This window comes from Xinfangfangia pollutisoli (assembly GCF_020179405.1).
Taxonomy (GTDB): Bacteria; Pseudomonadota; Alphaproteobacteria; order Rhodobacterales; family Rhodobacteraceae; genus Pseudogemmobacter; species Pseudogemmobacter pollutisoli.
The window spans coordinates 108,768-124,281 of record NZ_JAICBZ010000003.1; the positions used below are offsets into that span (position 1 = coordinate 108,768).

General features: G+C 67.7%; 13 protein-coding genes. 10 read left to right on the top strand and 3 right to left on the bottom strand.

The genetic code is table 11. The features are described 5' to 3' along the window. Window positions 1–48: 48 nt before the first annotated feature. On the bottom strand, window positions 49–2,592 hold the full coding sequence (locus tag K1Y73_RS02405) for a Hint domain-containing protein (RefSeq protein WP_225026319.1): 2,544 nt from the start codon (window positions 2,590–2,592) through the stop codon (window positions 49–51). 108 nt (window positions 2,593–2,700) lie between these two features. Here K1Y73_RS02405 and K1Y73_RS02410 point away from each other — a divergent pair, with 108 nt between their 5' ends. The 9 genes from K1Y73_RS02410 to K1Y73_RS02450 all read left to right on the top strand — a co-directional run bounded on the left by K1Y73_RS02410 (window position 2,701) and on the right by K1Y73_RS02450 (window position 13,241). Beyond that, window positions 2,701–3,729, top strand: a complete 1,029-nt coding sequence (locus K1Y73_RS02410) for a LacI family DNA-binding transcriptional regulator (protein WP_225026320.1) — start codon at window positions 2,701–2,703, stop codon at window positions 3,727–3,729. A 215-nt stretch (window positions 3,730–3,944) separates the two neighbouring features. After that, the gene (locus K1Y73_RS02415) at window positions 3,945–5,261 is read left to right on the top strand and encodes an ABC transporter substrate-binding protein (protein ID WP_225026321.1); all 1,317 of its coding nucleotides are present in this window, start codon (window positions 3,945–3,947) and stop codon (window positions 5,259–5,261) included. Window positions 5,262–5,329: 68 nt separating this feature from the next. Next, entirely contained in the window at window positions 5,330–6,277 is a 948-nt protein-coding gene (locus K1Y73_RS02420; protein ID WP_225026322.1) for a carbohydrate ABC transporter permease, read from the top strand. After that, a complete protein-coding gene (locus tag K1Y73_RS02425) occupies window positions 6,274–7,227 on the top strand; it encodes a carbohydrate ABC transporter permease (RefSeq protein WP_225026323.1) in 954 nt (317 codons plus the stop codon). The genes K1Y73_RS02420 and K1Y73_RS02425 overlap by 4 nt, the downstream gene beginning before the upstream one ends. Window positions 7,228–7,273: 46 nt before the next feature. Beyond that, the gene (locus tag K1Y73_RS02430) at window positions 7,274–7,462 is read left to right on the top strand and encodes a hypothetical protein (RefSeq protein WP_225026324.1); all 189 of its coding nucleotides are present in this window, start codon (window positions 7,274–7,276) and stop codon (window positions 7,460–7,462) included. A gap of 3 nt (window positions 7,463–7,465) precedes the next feature. Continuing rightward, window positions 7,466–8,563, top strand: a complete 1,098-nt coding sequence (locus K1Y73_RS02435; RefSeq protein ID WP_225026325.1) for an ABC transporter ATP-binding protein — start codon at window positions 7,466–7,468, stop codon at window positions 8,561–8,563. Next, window positions 8,556–9,563, top strand: coding sequence for an ABC transporter ATP-binding protein (locus tag K1Y73_RS02440; RefSeq protein WP_225026326.1), 1,008 nt, complete (start codon window positions 8,556–8,558; stop codon window positions 9,561–9,563). Before K1Y73_RS02435 ends, K1Y73_RS02440 begins: the two co-directional genes overlap by 8 nt. A gap of 12 nt (window positions 9,564–9,575) precedes the next feature. Next, on the top strand, window positions 9,576–11,219 hold the full coding sequence (locus K1Y73_RS02445) for a dihydroxyacetone kinase subunit DhaK (RefSeq protein WP_225026327.1): 1,644 nt from the start codon (window positions 9,576–9,578) through the stop codon (window positions 11,217–11,219). A gap of 66 nt (window positions 11,220–11,285) precedes the next feature. Beyond that, complete coding sequence (locus K1Y73_RS02450) at window positions 11,286–13,241, top strand: AI-2E family transporter (RefSeq protein ID WP_225026328.1); 1,956 nt, start codon at window positions 11,286–11,288, stop codon at window positions 13,239–13,241. 8 nt (window positions 13,242–13,249) lie between these two features. Here K1Y73_RS02450 and K1Y73_RS02455 read toward each other — a convergent pair whose 3' ends face one another. Then, on the bottom strand, window positions 13,250–14,341 hold the full coding sequence (locus K1Y73_RS02455) for a sensor histidine kinase (protein ID WP_225026329.1): 1,092 nt from the start codon (window positions 14,339–14,341) through the stop codon (window positions 13,250–13,252). A gap of 190 nt (window positions 14,342–14,531) precedes the next feature. Here K1Y73_RS02455 and K1Y73_RS02460 point away from each other — a divergent pair, with 190 nt between their 5' ends. Beyond that, window positions 14,532–15,098: a hypothetical protein gene (locus K1Y73_RS02460; RefSeq protein WP_225026330.1), complete on the top strand. Its 567-nt coding sequence runs from the start codon at window positions 14,532–14,534 to the stop codon at window positions 15,096–15,098. Between the two features lie 199 nt (window positions 15,099–15,297). Here the strand turns inward: K1Y73_RS02460 and K1Y73_RS02465 are convergent, their stop codons facing one another. Then, window positions 15,298–15,471, bottom strand: coding sequence for a DUF1328 domain-containing protein (locus K1Y73_RS02465; RefSeq protein ID WP_225026331.1), 174 nt, complete (start codon window positions 15,469–15,471; stop codon window positions 15,298–15,300). Between the last annotated feature and the right edge of the window lie 43 nt (window positions 15,472–15,514).

Here is a 15,514-nt window from a genome sequence, read left to right on the forward strand (position 1 = left end):
ATGCCGGCGGGCGCAGACCCCGCCGGCGGGACCAGGCAAGGCGCCCCCTCAGGCCGCCAGCAAGACCTTGGCCTCAAACCGTTTCAGCGTCGGCCGGGCGGCGGGCCAGGCGCCGCCCAGACCGGCCAGCTCGGGGAACAGCGTCAAAAGCTCGTCCCGCGCCGCCTCGTCCAGGCCGCCCACCGTGCGGTCGCCCGGCTGGAAGCTTTCGCTCCAGGCGCCATCGGCCAGCACCACCTCGTGGCGGTCGAACAGCAGATGCAGATAGGTGACCTCGGTCTCGGCCGCCTCGGTCACGCCGGGCAGCCCCAGCAGATGCTCGGCCCGCACCAGCACTTCGTCGGCGCCGAACAGCAGTTCGGCCCGCGGCCCGGCCATCAGCATCCGGTGCTGGCGCGACACCTGCATCGCCCGCAGCGGCAGGCCGCCGCCCAGGGCCCCCGCCGCGATCCGCACCGGCTGCAGCCGCGGATCGGCGGCCAGATCGGCCGCGCCCAGCCGCTTGCGCCCGACCCAGCGGATCGGCTGCAGCCCATGGTCGCGCGTCATTACCCGGTCGCCCGCCCGCAGATCCTCGACCCGCCTTTCGCCCCCCTCGCAGGCGATCCGCGCGCCCGGGGTGAAACAGGCGATCACCTGCTCGATATTGACGAAGTTCATCGTGCCGGTCGGCTGGCCCAGACCGTTATAGAAGGTGACCGTGCCGTTTTCCGGGTTCTGCGGATCGTACAGCACCCGCAAGGGGCCCAGCCCGGTCAGATCCAGCACGTCCATGTCATCGACGTCTTCCGACCCGTCGACCACCAGCCCGGCCCCGCCAAGAAGCGTATCCGACCCGTCGCCGCCGATCAGCGTCGCAGCACCCGATCCCGTCAGCAGATCGTCGCCCGCGCCGCCATACAGCCGGTCGCCGGCGTCGCCGGTCAGCGTGTCATTGCCATCGCCGCCATACAGCGTGTCGGCCCCCGCGCCGCCCAGCAGCCGGTCATCGCCCGCCCCGCCCTCAAGCAGGTCATTCCCGGCGCCGCCCGACAGCGTGTCATTGCCCTCGCCACCGTAAAGCCGGTCATTGCCCTCGCCGCCGTCCAGACTGTCGCGCCCGGCACCGCCATACAGGCTGTCATCGCCGGCCCCGCCAGAGACCGTGTCATTGCCAGCGCCGCCCTCGGCCAGATCATTGCCGGCGCCGGCATCCAGCAGGTCATGGCCCTCATCCCCGGCCAGCGTGTCATCGCCCGCGCCGCCATAGACCGTGTCATTGCCGCTGCCGCCGTAAAGCGAGTCATTGCCGCCGCGACCATCCATCAGGTCATTGCCGGCCCCACCATAGAAGGCGTTGGTATAGACATCGCCCGACAGGCCCATCTCGTCATAGCCGATCAGCGTATCGTCGAAGGCGCTGCCGATCAGCCCGTCGATCCCCGACAGGACATCGCCCGTCGCATGGCCGCCGGTCGCGGTCCAGTCGGTCAGATTGACATTCACCGCCGCGTTCGAGCCGCTGTAATCGGCGATATCCAGGTCTTCGCCGCCGTAAAGCGTATCGGCCCCGGCCCCGCCCGCCAGCGTATCGTCGCCATCGCCGCCATACAGCAGGTCACGCCCGTCGCCGCCCGCCAGCAGGTTCTGCCCCGCATCGCCGGTCAGCGTGTCATTATAGGCGCTGCCGATCAGCGTCTCGATCCCCGACAGCGTGTCGCCCGCCGCATCCCCGCCGCTGCCCGTGCCGGTGGACAGGTTGACCGACACCCCCGCGCCCGAGCCGGAGTAATCGGCCGTGTCGCTGCCATCGCCGCCATACAGCCCGTCGCTGCCCGAGCCGCCGGTCAGCGTGTCATTGCCGGCCCCGCCATACAGCGCATCCGACCCGGACCCGCCCGACAGAAGATCGTCGCCCGCCCCGCCGTCCAGCGTATTGGCGGCGCCGTCGCCGGTCAGCGTGTCGGCAAAGTCCGTCCCGGTGACCTGCTCGATCCCCGACAGGACATCGCCCTGCGCATCGCCGCCCTGCCCGGTGCCGCTGGCCAGGTTGACAGACACCCCCGCGCCCGAGCCGGAATAATCGGCCAGATCGGTCCCCGACCCGCCATACAGCGAATCCGCCCCCGCGCCGCCGATCAGCGTGTCATCGCCGCCGCCCGCGTCGATCCGGTCATTGCCGGCCCCGCCTTCCAGCAGATTGGCCGACCCGCTGCCGGTCAGCGTGTCGGCATAGGCCGAGCCGACCAGGTTCTCGATCGAGCTCAGCTGATCGCCCTGCGCATCGCCGCCCGATCCCGTGCCCGTCGACAGGTTGACCGAAACCCCGGCGCCCGATCCGGAATAATCGGCCGTATCGGTGCCCGTGCCGCCATACAGCCGGTCATTTCCCGTGCCGCCGATCAGCGTGTCATTGCCGCTGCCGCCATAAAGTGAATCATTGCCCGCCTGGCCAGAGATAAGATCCGCGCCAGACGTGCCGGTCAGGGAATTGTTCCCCGAGTTCCCGGATAAAGTCGCCACCTGTACTGCCCCGATGACGCCGGATGCATGGCCCGGCGCCTTTTTCCCACTGTGGCAGGAAAAGGCGAAATTGTGGCAAAATTTAGTCATCCCCGTCTCATTTGGGCCCGGCCCGGGCGCCCGGGCGCGGCCCGGCGCGGGCGGGCTGTCTGATTGACGTACCTCAGATCCTGCGTCACTCTGCCGGCCGGAGGCGCCATGACCCGACCCACCGTCAACGATATCGCCCGCGAGGCCGGCGTCAGCCTGGCCACGGTGGACCGCGTGCTGAACGACCGGCCGGGGGTGCGCGCCAAGACCGTCTCGGCGGTGCAAGAGGCGGTGGCGCGGCTGGGCTATGTGCGCGACATGGCGGCGGCGAATCTGGCGCGGCAGCGCAGCTATCAGATGGTCGCCGCCCTGCCCGATGGCGACAGCCAGTTCCTGGCCGAGCTGGAACAGGCGCTGCGCGAAGCCGGATCGGGCGCCGCCCAGGCCCGGGTCGCGCTGCAGATCCTGCGCTATCCGGCCGAAGACGTGCATGCCCTGGCCGCCGCCCTGGCCGCCCTGCCCGACACCACCTCGGGCGTGGCGCTGATGGCGCCGGAAACCCCGGTGGTGCGCGACGCGCTGCGCAGCCTGCGCGCCCGCGGCATTCCGGTGATCGCTTTGGTCTCGGACCTGCCCAATACCGAACGCGACCATTTCATCGGCATCGACAGCCGCGCCGCCGGGCGCACCGCCGCGGTGCTGATGGGGCGTTTCTGTGGCGGATCAACGGGTTCGATCCTGGCCATCGCCCAATCCATGCATCTGCGCGACGCGGTCGACCGCCGGCGCGGCTTTGACGAGGTCATGCTGGCCGAGTTTCCCGGCCTGACCGTTCTGCCGACGCTGGAAACCCATGGCGCCGACAGCACCCTGCGCGCCGTGGTGACCGAGGCACTGCGCCACGCGCCCGACGTGCGCGGCATTTACCTGATGGGCGCCGGCCACCGCGCCCTGGCCGCGACGCTTGCCGATCTGGGCCTGACCGGGCGGATGGTGATCATCGGCCATGAGCTGACACCGCATACCCGCCAGGCGCTGCTGTCGGGCCATATCGACGCGGTGATCACCCAGAACATGGGCCATCTGGCCCGCTCGGCCCTGCGCGTCCTGCGCGCCCGGGCCGACCATGCCGCCATCGACGCGGCGCAGGAACAGCTGCGCATCGAAATCGTCATCCGCGAGAATCTGGCGCCCTGACAAGGGGATGCGACCCCCGCCGTCACCCCCGCGCCCGATGCTGCATTGCAGCTTGAGGTACGCACCTCAAAAAACGCTGGACAGGTCGAAAATCCCGCGCCTATCCTTCCCCCACAGAAGGCCCGGCAGCGGAGGAGGCTGCACGGGCCCGGCAGGAAGAAGCGTCCAAGACCCACTGTCCAACACGATCGCTTTTCGATCACCGGGAGGAACTCATGAAAGCTGGATACCTGGCTGCCGCGTCAGCCATGGCCCTGGTCTCTGCCGTGGCCGGCAGGGCAGACGCCGACGACCTTACCCTGTGCTGGGCCGCCTGGGACCCGGCCAATGCGCTGGTCGAGCTGTCGAAGGATTTCGAGGCGCAGACCGGCACCAAGATGAATTTCGAATTCGTGCCCTGGCCCAATTTCGCCGACCGCATGCTGAACGAGCTGAACTCGGGCGGCAAGCTGTGCGATCTGCTGATCGGCGACAGCCAATGGATCGGCGGCGCGGCCGAAAACGGCTGGTATCTGAAGCTGAACGATTTCTTCGCCAAGGAAAGCATCAGCATGGACGATTTCGCCCCGGCGACCGTCTATGCCTATTCCACCTGGCCCAAGGGCGAGCCGAACTATTACGCCCTGCCCGCCATGGGCGATGCCAATGGCTGGTTCTACCGCAAGGACTGGTTCGCCCGGCCGGAAATCCAGGCCGCCTTCAAGGAAAAATACGGCCGCGACCTGGCCGAACCCAAGACCCAGACCGAGCTTCTGGAAATCGCCCAGTTCTTCCAGGGCCGCGAGATCGACGGGAAGACCGTCTACGGCGCCTCGATCTTTACCGAGCGCGGGTCGGAAGGCATCACCATGGGCGCGACCAATGCGCTTTATGCCTTTGGCTTCAAATACGAAAACACGCCCGGCAAATATGACATGGAAGGGGCGGTGAATTCGCCCGACGCCGTGGCGGGGCTGGAATTCTACAAGGAGTTGTACAAGACCGCGACGCCGCCCGGCTATGACAATGCCTATATGGAGCAGTCGCTGGACGCGTTCAAATCGGGCCAGGTCGCCATGGCGATGAACTGGTTCGCCTTCTTCCCGGGCCTATACGCCGACCCGAATGTCGGCGGCGAGCATATCGATTTCTTCGTGAACCCGGCCCAGAAGGTTCCGGCCTCGACGCTGGGCGGTCAGGGCATCTCGGTCGTCGCCAATACCGACAACATGGATGGCGCGCTGGCCTATATCAAATGGTTCTCGCAGCCCGATGTGCAGCAGAAATGGTGGTCGATGGGCGGCTATTCCTGCCACAACGCGGTGTTGAACGATCCGGGCTTCAAGGACAGCGCCCCCTTCGCCGGCGATTTCCTTGAGGCGATGGCGAACGTCCAGGACTTCTGGCAGGAGCCGGCCTATGCCCAGCTGCTGCTGGCCATGCAGGAACGGCTGCACAATTACGTCGTCGCCGATCAGGGCACGGCGCAAGAGGCGCTGGACGGGCTGATCAAGGACTGGACCGAAGTCTTCGAAGATGAAGGCAAGCTCTGACCCTTGTGGCCCAGGGGGCGCGCCGGTTCCTTCCCCCGGCGCGCCCCTTCCCAGTCCGGAACACGCAGATGACCCCAACGCCCCTCGACCGACTTGCGCGGGCCACCCCGCCCTCCATGGCGCGCAGGGTGCGCGGCCTGTCCGACCGCACCATCGCCTGGCTGTTCGTGGCCCCCACGATCGCGCTTCTCCTGGCGATCAACATCTTCCCGCTGATCTGGACGGTGCGGCTGTCCTTCACCAATTTCGCCGCCAACAAGCCCAATGCCGAGGTGAAATGGGTCGGCCTGCGCAATTATGAACGCATCCTCACCGATGACGGCATCTGGGCGACGATGCAGACCACGGCGCATTTCCTGTTCTGGACGCTGTTCTTCCAGGTGCTGATCGGCTTCACCCTGGCCTGGCTGATCAACCGAAAGTTCAAGGGCAACGATCTGCTGACCACGCTGATCGTCCTGCCGATGATGCTGTCGCCCGCCGTCGTCGGCAATTTCTGGACCTTCCTGTATCAGCCGCAGATCGGCCTGGTGAATTACATGGTCGAACTGCTGACCGGCACCCCCGCTTCCAGCTTCTCCATGCTGGGCCCCGGCGGGCTGGCGCCCTGGTCGATCGTCATCGTCGACACCTGGATGTGGACGCCCTTCGTGATGCTGATCTGCCTCGCGGGCCTGCGCTCGATCCCCGATTACATCTATGAGGCGGCTGAAATCGACCGTGCCAGCAAGTGGCGGCAGTTCTGGACCATCACCATCCCGATGGTTCTGCCGTTCCTGATGCTGGCGGTGCTGTTCCGCGGCATCGAGAATTTCAAGATGTTCGACATGGTCACGCTGTTGACCGGCGGCGGGCCCGGCAATGAAACCCTGCTGACCTCGATCGACCTCAAGCGCGAAGCCTTCGAAAAATGGCGCACCGGCTATAGTTCGGCCTATGCGATCATCCTTTTCGTCACCGTCTTCGGCCTGGCCTCGATCTATGTGAAAGCCCTGAACAAGGTGAAGGAAAGATGAGCGGCGTTTCGTCAAGCTGGTCGGTCACCGAGCCGTCGAAACTGTCCAAATGGCTGGCTGCGACGCTGGTGCTGGCCTATACGCTGATCACCCTGCTGCCCTTGCTGTGGATCATCTCGACCGGGTTCAAATCCGGCCCGGATTCGATTTCCTACCCGCCGAAAGTGGTCTTCGAGCCGTCGCTGGAAGGCTATGTGAACCTGTTCACCACCCGCACCCGTCTGGGGGCCGAGGCCTTTGCCGCCCTGCCCCCGCCCGAAACCTGGTATGACCGGATCGTGCGCCAGTCGGGCATGGTGATCGCCGGGCCAAGCCGCTTTGGCGAACGCTTCCTGAATTCGGTGATCATCGGCTTCGGCTCGACCGCGCTGTCGATCTTTCTGGGCACGCTGGCGGCCTATGGCTTTTCGCGCTTCAAGGTGCCGCTGAAGGACGACCTGCTGTTCTTCATCCTGTCGACGCGGATGATGCCGCCCATCGCCGTCGCGATCCCGATCTATCTGATGTACCGCCAGCTGGGCCTGTCGGACACGCATCTGGGCATGATCCTTCTCTACACCGCGGTGAACATCAGCCTGGCCGTCTGGCTGCTGAAGGGCTTCATCGACGAGATCCCGCGCGAATATGAAGAAGCGGCGCTGATCGACGGCTACACCCGCTTTCAGGCCTTCCGCAAAGTCGTGCTGCCGCAGGCGGCGACCGGCATCGCCAGCACCGCGATCTTCTGCCTGATCTTCGCCTGGAACGAATACGCCTTCGCGGTGCTTCTGACCTCGGGCAAGGCGCAGACGGCGCCGCCCTTCATCCCCACGATCATCGGCGTCGGTGGCCAGGACTGGCCCGCCGTCGCGGCAGGCGCCACGATCTTCCTTTTGCCGGTGATGATCTTCACCATCCTTCTGCGCAAGCATCTGTTGCGCGGCATCACCTTCGGCGCGGTGCGGAAATGAGGAAGACGGAAGGAAGACAGACGGAAGACGAAAGGAAGGTGCCGAAATGACCCGTTTTCTGACCGGCCTTGCCACCCTGCGCCGTGGCCCCTGGGAGATGCTGGCCACGATCCTGATCGGCCTTGGCGTCTTCATGCTGATGCAGCCCTTCTTCCTCTGGGCCTTCACCTGGTCCTTCCTCGTGACCCTTGCCGGCACGGTGATGTTCATCGTCGCCAGCCACTTCCCGGAGTAGACCTTGGCCGAGATCGTCATCCAGAACCTCCGCAAGGAATTCGGCGCCTTCATCGCCGTTCAGGGCTCCAGCTTCACCATTGGCGATGGCGAGTTCTTCATGCTGCTTGGCCCCTCGGGCTGCGGCAAGACCACGACGCTGCGAATGATCGCGGGCCTTGAAATCCCCACTTCGGGCCAGATCCTGATCGACGGCCAGGATGTCAGCCGCCTGCCCGCCAGCCAGCGCGACATTGCCATGGTCTTCCAGATGTTCGCGCTGTACCCGCATCTTAACGTGCGGAAAAACATCGCTTATCCGCTGGTCAGCCAGGGCGTTCCGCGGGCCGAGGTCGCCCGCCGCGTGGCCGAAGTGGCCCGCATCCTGCAGATCGAACACCTGATGGACAAGGGCGTCGGCGGCCTGTCGGGCGGCGACCGGCAGCGGGTGGCCCTGGGCCGCGCCATCGTGCGGCGCCCCAAGGCCTTCATGATGGACGAACCCCTGGGCGCGCTGGATGCCGAGTTTCGCGAAACCATGGCCGAGGAATTGCGCGCCCTGCATGACCGGATGGGGGCGACCACGGTCTATGTCACCCATGACCAGCTGGAAGCCATGCAGATGGGCGACAAGATCGTCGTGATGAATCATGGGGTTGTCGAACAGTTTGGCACCCCGCAGGATATTTACGACCACCCCGCCACCCTGTTCGTGGCCGATTTCATCGGCTCGCCGGCAATGAACTTCCTGCCCTTCGAAGGCGGCTTCGCGCCGGGTGACGTCTCGGTCACGCTGGGCGGCGCCCAGATCGCCGTGCCCCGCCTGCACGAGGCGACCGAGGGGCGCAAGCTGGTGCTGGGCGTGCGCCCCGAACATGTGACGCTGGGCGAAACCGGGGCGCTGCGCGGCCGGGTTCTGGCCAGCGAATATCTGGGCACCAGCCAGATCATCACCGTCGAAACCGCGCATGGACCGATCAAGGCCCGCGCCCCCTCGGGCCAGCCCGCCCGGCTGGGCGAGCCGCTGGCCCTGTCCTTCGCCGGGCCGCGGCTGACGCTGTTCGACCAGTCCACCGGCCGCGCCTTCCTGACCGATGCCAATGCGGGGGTCCATCATGGCTGAGGTCGTTCTGACAGGCCTGTCAAAGACTTATGGCGCAACGCAAGCGCTGAAGGATGTCACGCTGACCATCCCTGACGGCGCTTTCGTGGTGCTTCTGGGCCCGACCGGCGCCGGCAAGACCACCACGCTGCGGCTGATCGCCGGGCTTGACCAGCCCGATGCCGGCGATATCGCAATTGGCGGTGCCTCGGTTCTGGCCGAAACCCCGGCGCAGCGCGACATCGCCATGGTTTTCCAGCAATATTCGCTATACCCGCATCTGACGGTGCGCGACAATCTGGCCTTCCCGCTGCGTTCGCCCATGATCGCGATGCCGGAAGACCAGATCGCCGCCCGGGTGGCCGAAGTGGCGCAGGTGCTGCGCATTCCGCACAAGCTGGACAACAAGGCCACCGCGCTGTCGGGGGGCGAGATGCAGCGTGTCTCGATCGGGCGGGCGCTGGTGCGCAATCCGCGCATCTATCTGATGGACGAACCGCTCAGCAGCCTGGATGCCAAGCTGCGCGCCGATCTGCGGATCGAGTTGAAGCGCATCCATTCCGATCTGGGCGCGACCTTCCTGTATGTGACGCATGACCAGATCGAGGCCATGACCATGGCCACCCATATCGGCGTGCTGGATCAGGGCCGGCTGGTGCAATTCGGCCCCCCGCGCGAGATCTATGAAAACCCGGTCTCGACCTATGTTGCCAGCCGCCTGGGTCAGCCGCGCATCGCGCTTTTGCCGGCCGATGCCTTCGGGCCGCCGGCGCAGTTCGGCGCGCCCGAAGGGGCGGCGCAGATCGGCCTGCGCCCCGAGCATATCCTTCAGGGCGAAGGTCCGTCCGCGCTGGTTCACCGGCTGGAGCATCTGGGCGACCAGACCCGGCTGCATCTGGATCTGGGCCCGCATCGCATCGTCACGCTTGCCGATCCGCATACGCGGCTGGGCCCGGGCGACACGCTGCTGATCCGGCCGCAAAGCCCGCTTTGGTTCGATGCCCAAGGTCAAAGGATATAAGGGAAATCCGCCATGCAGCAATTCATGAACCGCAGGGATGCGCTGGTGACCGAGGCGATTGACGGGCTGTTGCGCAGCGCCGCCGGGCGCGCCGCGCGGCTGGACGGCTATCCGCATATCAAGGTCGTGGTGCGCACCGACTGGGACCGCTCGAAGGTCGCGCTGGTCTCGGGCGGCGGCTCGGGGCATGAGCCCAGCCATGCGGGTTTCGTGGGCCAGGGCCTGTTGACGGCGGCGGTCTGTGGCGACGTTTTCGCCAGCCCTTCGGTCGATGCGGTTCTGGCGGGGATCCTGGCGGTGACGGGCAGGCCGGGCTGCCTGCTGATCGTCAAGAACTACACCGGCGACCGGCTGAATTTCGGCCTGGCCGCCGAACGCGCCCGGGCCTTCGGGCTGAAAGTGGCGATGGTGGTGGTCGATGACGATATCGCCCTGCCCGACCTGCCGCAGGCCCGCGGCGTGGCCGGCACGCTGTTCGTCCACAAGATCGCCGGCGCCCTGGCCGAGGCGGGCGAGGATCTGGACACCATCGCCGCCGCGGCGCAGGGGGTGATCAAGGGCGCGATTTCCATCGGGATGAGCCTGGATACCTGCACCGTGCCCGGCAGCCCGAAAGAGGACCGGATCCTGCAGGGCCATGCCGAGCTGGGCCTGGGCATCCATGGCGAGGCGGGGGTCGAGCAGGTGGCCTTTGAAGGCGCGCGCGAGGCGATGGCCATGGTCACCGCCCGGCTGGCGCCGCATATGGGCAAGGGCGACCATGTGGCTTTGCTGAACAATCTGGGCGCAACCACGCCCTTGGAAATGTCGGTTCTGGCCGAGGAACTGGCGCGCTCGTCGCTGGCGTCGCGGATCAAGTGGATCGTCGGGCCGGCGCCGCTGATGACCTCGCTGGACATGCATGGCTTCTCGCTGTCGCTTTTGCCGATCGACGCGGCGCGGGTGCAGGCGCTTTGCGCGCCCGCCGCGCCGATGGCCTGGCCGGGCTGTCTGCCCTTTGGCGAGGTGCCGGTGCGCCCGCTGCCCGACGGGCTGGCGCCGATCCAGCCCCTGCCCTCGGCCCATCCGGCGCGGCGGGCGCTGCTGGCGCGCTGCTGCGCGGCGCTGATCGCGGCAGAAGCCGATCTGAACGCGCTGGACGCGCGCTCGGGCGATGGCGATACCGGCAGCACGCTGGCCGGGGCGGCGCGGGCGCTGGTGGCGGCGCTGGACCGGCTGCCGCTGGCCGATCCGACCCAGCTGTACCGCGCCGTGGGCAATGAGCTGAGCCAGACCATGGGCGGATCGTCCGGCGTGTTGCTGGCGATCTTCTTTGCCGCGGCGGGCGATGCCTCGGCCTCGGGGCGCGACTGGATCGGGGCGCTGGGGGCGGGGCTGGCGCGGGTGATGCAGGTGGGCGGCGCCGGGCCGGGCCACCGGACGATGATCGACGCGCTGGCGCCCGCGCTGGCAGCCCTGCCGCAGGGCCTGGCTGCCGCGGCCGCGGCGGCGCGGGCGGGCGCCGATGCGACCGCCGGCATGAGCCGCGCCCGGGCGGGCCGCGCCAGCTATCTGACCGCCGAGCGGCTGGCAGGGTTCAACGATCCCGGCGCCGAGGGTGTGGCGCTGCTGTTCGAAGATCTGGCCCGCGGATCGGCGGCAGGGCCAAAGGAATAGGCGCCGGTCGGGGAACCCTGATCACCCCGCCCGCGTTTGCCTGGATTGGTGCAGGGGGCGGATATCGTGGCAGAGGCAGGTGCGGCGGCAGCGACGGGCGGGGCAACGGCGCCGGGCGAAGATCCGGGCATTGCCCGCAGCGTCACGCTGAAGACCCTGGCCGCGGCCACGGTCATCACCGCCGTTCTGCATCTGGGGCAGGAGATCTTTCTGCCGCTGGCCTGCGCGGTGCTGATCACCTTCGCGCTGGCGCCCACCGTGGCCTTCCTGCGCCGCCGCGGCGTGCCGCGCATCCTGTCGGTTCTGGCGGTGGTGACGCTGGCCTTCGCGCTGATCGGCGTCTTCCTTCTGATCACCGTCAGCCAGATCGGCACGCTGGCGCAGCAATTGCCCAGTTTCCAGTCCAACATCGTGGCCAAGCTGGACGCGCTGCAGCAAGAGAATTCCGGCAACCGCCTGGTCGCGCAATTGACCCGCATGGCGACCACGATCAACAGCGAAATCGGCTCGGGTCTGGGCACCGGCGATGCGGCGGGGGCCGAGGGCCTGCCGGTGCAGGTCGAACTGATCGAGCCGCGCAATGCCTTTCAGATGCTGAGCGATCTGGTCATGCCGCTGGTCCGGCCGATCGGAACGGCGGGGCTGGTGGTCGTGGTGGTGATCTTCATGCTGCTGGAGCGCGAGGATCTGCGCGACCGCTTTCTGCGCCTGGTCGGGTCAAGCGACATCCACCGCACGACGCAGGTGCTGGAAGATGCCGGCAGCCGGGTTGCGCATTACCTGCTGACCCAGCTTCTGGTGAACACGATCTATGCCGTCCCGATCGGCATCGGCCTGTGGCTGATCGGCGTGCCCAATGCCGCCCTTTGGGCGATGCTGACGCTGGTGCTGCGCTTCGTGCCCTATATCGGCTCGGCGCTGGCGGCGGCCTTCCCGCTGTTCCTGGCCTTCGCCGTGTCGCCCGACTGGTCGGCGGTGCTGTGGACGGCGGCGCTGTTCCTGGTGGTCGAACTGGTGACCTCGAACCTGATCGAACCCTGGCTTTACGGCACCCGCACCGGGCTGAGCCCGCTGTCGATCATCGTCGCCGCGATCTTCTGGACCTGGATCTGGGGGCCCCTGGGGCTGGTTCTATCGACGCCGCTGACGGTGTGTCTGGTGGTGCTGGGCCGGCACATCCCGCAATTCGCGCTGTTCGACATCCTGTTCGGCGACCGGCCGGTGCTGGCCGATCACACCCGGCTGTATCAGCGGCTTCTGGTCGGCGATCTGGCCGAAAGCAGCGCCCGCGCCGGGACCGAGCTGGAGACGGTCTATGTCTCGGATTACCACCGCGACGTGACGCTGCCGGCGCTGCTGCTGGCGCAGTTCGATCTGGCGCGCGGGGCGCTGAAGCCCGGGCAGGACCGGGCATTGGCACAGGCGGCGCAAGAGTTTCTGGTCTCGCTGGAACCCGCCGTCGCCGAAGAACTGTCGGAAGCCGCGGCCGAAGGCGAAGCGGCCGGGGACGGGGCAGGGCGCCGTCTGCTGGTGATCGGCGGGCGCTCGGCGCTGGATGATGCGGGCGCGGCCGTCGTGGCCCAGGCGGCCCGCACCGAAGGCGCCGAGGCCGAGGCGCTGTCGCATCAGGACCTGACGCCGGCGCGGTTTGCCGCCGTCACCGGCACGGCTGCCGATTGCGCCCTGCTGACCTTCCTTGATCCCGAACCCGCCCGCGGCGCGGTGCTGCAGCTGCGCCGGATCAAGCGCGCGGCGCCGGGGCTTCGGGTCGGCGTGCTGCTTTGCCCCGCACCCGACAGTCTGGAAGGGGGCGCGCCGCTGCGGCCAAGCGCTGAAACGCAAGAAGCGATCCTGGCCACGGGCGCGGATTTCTGCGCCCTCTCGCTGGACGAAGCCCTGGCCGAGGCCTTCCGCAGCGCCGAACCGCGTCCGCTGCCGGCCGCCCCGCGCAAGCCGCAGCGGCGGCGCATTCTGGCGCCACCCGGCCCCATCCCGGCCCCGGCGGCGCTGACCAGCGCCTAAACCAGCGTCTAAAGCGGAAATTCCAGCCGCGACCGCACGCCCCCGGCGGGGCCGTTTTCCATCACCAGCTCTCCGCCCAGCTGCTGGGCGAATTGCCGCGCGATCGACAGGCCCAGGCTGGGCGAGCGCTGCAGGTCGAACCCTTCGTCCAGCCCCTTGCCGTTATCGGTGACGACAAGCTGCGCCCATCTTGCGCCGTCGCGATCCTGCGCGGTCAGCGACAGGGTGATCTTCGGCATGCCGCCGTCCGGCGCGCCATGTTCCACCGCATTCATCAACAGCTCGCTGGTGATCAACCCCAGCGGCACGGCCTGATCGGGGCTTAGCCGCAGCGGATCGACATGGGTCAGCACATCGGGGCGGCGTTCCATATGGCTGGCTTCCAGCGTGTCGGTCGCCAGGTTCTTCAGGAAGACCGGCGCCTCGACATCCTGCAGATCGGGCGAATGCAGGCTGCGCTGCAGGCGCGACACGGTCTGGATGCGCTGGGTCGCCTCGTTCAGGGCCTTCTTCACCTCGGGGTCGGTGCTGCGCCCCGACTGCATGCGCAACAGCGCGGCCACGGTCGCCAGGTTGTTCGACACCCGGTGCTGCAGTTCCGAGAACATCAGCTCGCGCGATCGCGCCACTTCGGCCTGGCGCTGCTTGGTCGCATCCAGCACCCTCAGCGCTGCCACGGTGGCGGTGAAGAAGAAGATCTCGACCCCGGTGATCGCGAAATAGAAGCCCATCGCCAGCATCGTGCCGGGCGCGAAGGAAAAGCCGGTGCCGGGGGGCACGAAAAAGCGCCAGGCGATCAGCCCGCAGACCAGCGCCACCACGATCCCCGCCCGCGCCCCGGCAAGGACCAGCGTCAGCAGAACCGCGGGGAAGAAGGTCAGGAACGGAAAGCCCAGCGGCAGAACATGGTCCAGCCCAAAGCGCAGCAGGCTGGAGCCGGCGACCATGACCAGGATCACCAGGCCGGAATACAGCTGCGAATGGCGGCGCAGCAGCAGCCGTCCGAACCGGCCGAACAAGGTTGCGCTCTCGGGGGCCTGCTCGGCCGTCGGGGGCCGTACCGCAACCGGGGTCACGATTTCCTGCAGGATGGATCGCATTCCGTTCCGCCTCTCCTAGGGCAATGGACCGGCCGAAGGGGCCGAATCAGCGCAGGCCAGCATATGGGTTTGCAGGCTGCAGGATAGGGGCGATCTGGGCCGCAGCGGGCAGGCCCTGAACCGCCCGGAACAAGCGCCGGGGGGAACCCCTGGCCTCTTCGTGCGTTGGTAGCGCAAAAGGGGGGCTGCCATGACTGTTACCATGATGGACCGGCCGCTGGCCGAAGGCAAGGGCGCGCTGGCGCAGGCCATGGCGCACCCTGCGCCGCGGGTTCTGGTGACCACCGCGGCCCTTTCTTTGCCCGAAGTGGCGCTGCTGCATGATGCCGGCGCCCGGCTGATCCTGGCCGGTGATGATCCGCTGGCCTTCGCCCTGGCCGATCTGGTTCTGCCCGGCGCGCTGCAGCTGCGCCTGAATCTGCGCCAAAGCGCCGAGATCGCAACGCTGCGCAACCGCGTGCAGGCTGAAGGTCCGCTGGACCGCCTGATCCTGGCGCCGCCGTCCAGCGACCCGGTCGAAACCCTGGCGCTGATGCGGCTGGTTCTGGCCTTCCTGCCCGGAATGCGCACCAGCGGCACCCGCCGCGCGCCGGGGCAGATCGCCCTTCTGCCGCAGGACGGCGCGGCCGAAGCCACGCTTTGCGCCTTTGTCGCGGGGCTACGGCCGGGCCTTGCCGCGGCGGGCGGGCCGGTCCTGACCGTGCAGCCCGCCGGCACCGCCGCGCCGTCCCGGCGCCTGGCCACGCATCTGGTCTGACCCGCAGGGCCACCTTCGCCCTTCGCTTCCCCCCGCACCCAGCCGGCCCGCCCCTTCAGGCGGTCCGGCTTTTCGCTGGCCGCCCAAGGGCGGAGTTTCTGCGTCTGCGGCACCATCCGCACGGGCATGAAAAAAGGCCGCGGGGCGCAATGCCCGCGGCCTCAAGTCGGCTCCTAGGGACAGGGAGCAGGGACAGGGATCAGAGCGGCGGCTTGCCGCGGACAGCGCGGGCGATCAGCGAGATCACGAACAGCGCCAGGAAGATGAAGAACAGGATCTGCGCGATGCCGGCCGACGTGCCGGCGATGCCGCCGAAACCAAGAGCCGCAGCGATCAGCGCGATGACCAGAAAGGTAAGGGCCCAACCGAGCATGGTATTCTCCTTTGAAATCAGGCACCTGGGGAAGGTGCGCCTG

Bases quoted from the DNA above. Each gene is read 5' to 3' on its own strand.
- K1Y73_RS02405 (WP_225026319.1), bottom strand. From the start codon at position 2,592: ATGACTAAATTTTGCCACAATTTCGCCTTTTCCTGCCACAGTGGGAAA.
- K1Y73_RS02465 (WP_225026331.1), bottom strand. From the start codon at position 15,471: ATGCTCGGTTGGGCCCTTACCTTTCTGGTCATCGCGCTGATCGCTGCG.
- K1Y73_RS02445 (WP_225026327.1), top strand. From the start codon at position 9,576: ATGCAGCAATTCATGAACCGCAGGGATGCGCTGGTGACCGAGGCGATT.
- K1Y73_RS02420 (WP_225026322.1), top strand. From the start codon at position 5,330: ATGACCCCAACGCCCCTCGACCGACTTGCGCGGGCCACCCCGCCCTCC.
- K1Y73_RS02455 (WP_225026329.1), bottom strand. From the start codon at position 14,341: ATGCGATCCATCCTGCAGGAAATCGTGACCCCGGTTGCGGTACGGCCC.
- K1Y73_RS02440 (WP_225026326.1), top strand. From the start codon at position 8,556: ATGGCTGAGGTCGTTCTGACAGGCCTGTCAAAGACTTATGGCGCAACG.
- K1Y73_RS02415 (WP_225026321.1), top strand. From the start codon at position 3,945: ATGAAAGCTGGATACCTGGCTGCCGCGTCAGCCATGGCCCTGGTCTCT.
- K1Y73_RS02410 (WP_225026320.1), top strand. From the start codon at position 2,701: ATGACCCGACCCACCGTCAACGATATCGCCCGCGAGGCCGGCGTCAGC.
- K1Y73_RS02460 (WP_225026330.1), top strand. From the start codon at position 14,532: ATGACTGTTACCATGATGGACCGGCCGCTGGCCGAAGGCAAGGGCGCG.
- K1Y73_RS02430 (WP_225026324.1), top strand. From the start codon at position 7,274: ATGACCCGTTTTCTGACCGGCCTTGCCACCCTGCGCCGTGGCCCCTGG.
- K1Y73_RS02425 (WP_225026323.1), top strand. From the start codon at position 6,274: ATGAGCGGCGTTTCGTCAAGCTGGTCGGTCACCGAGCCGTCGAAACTG.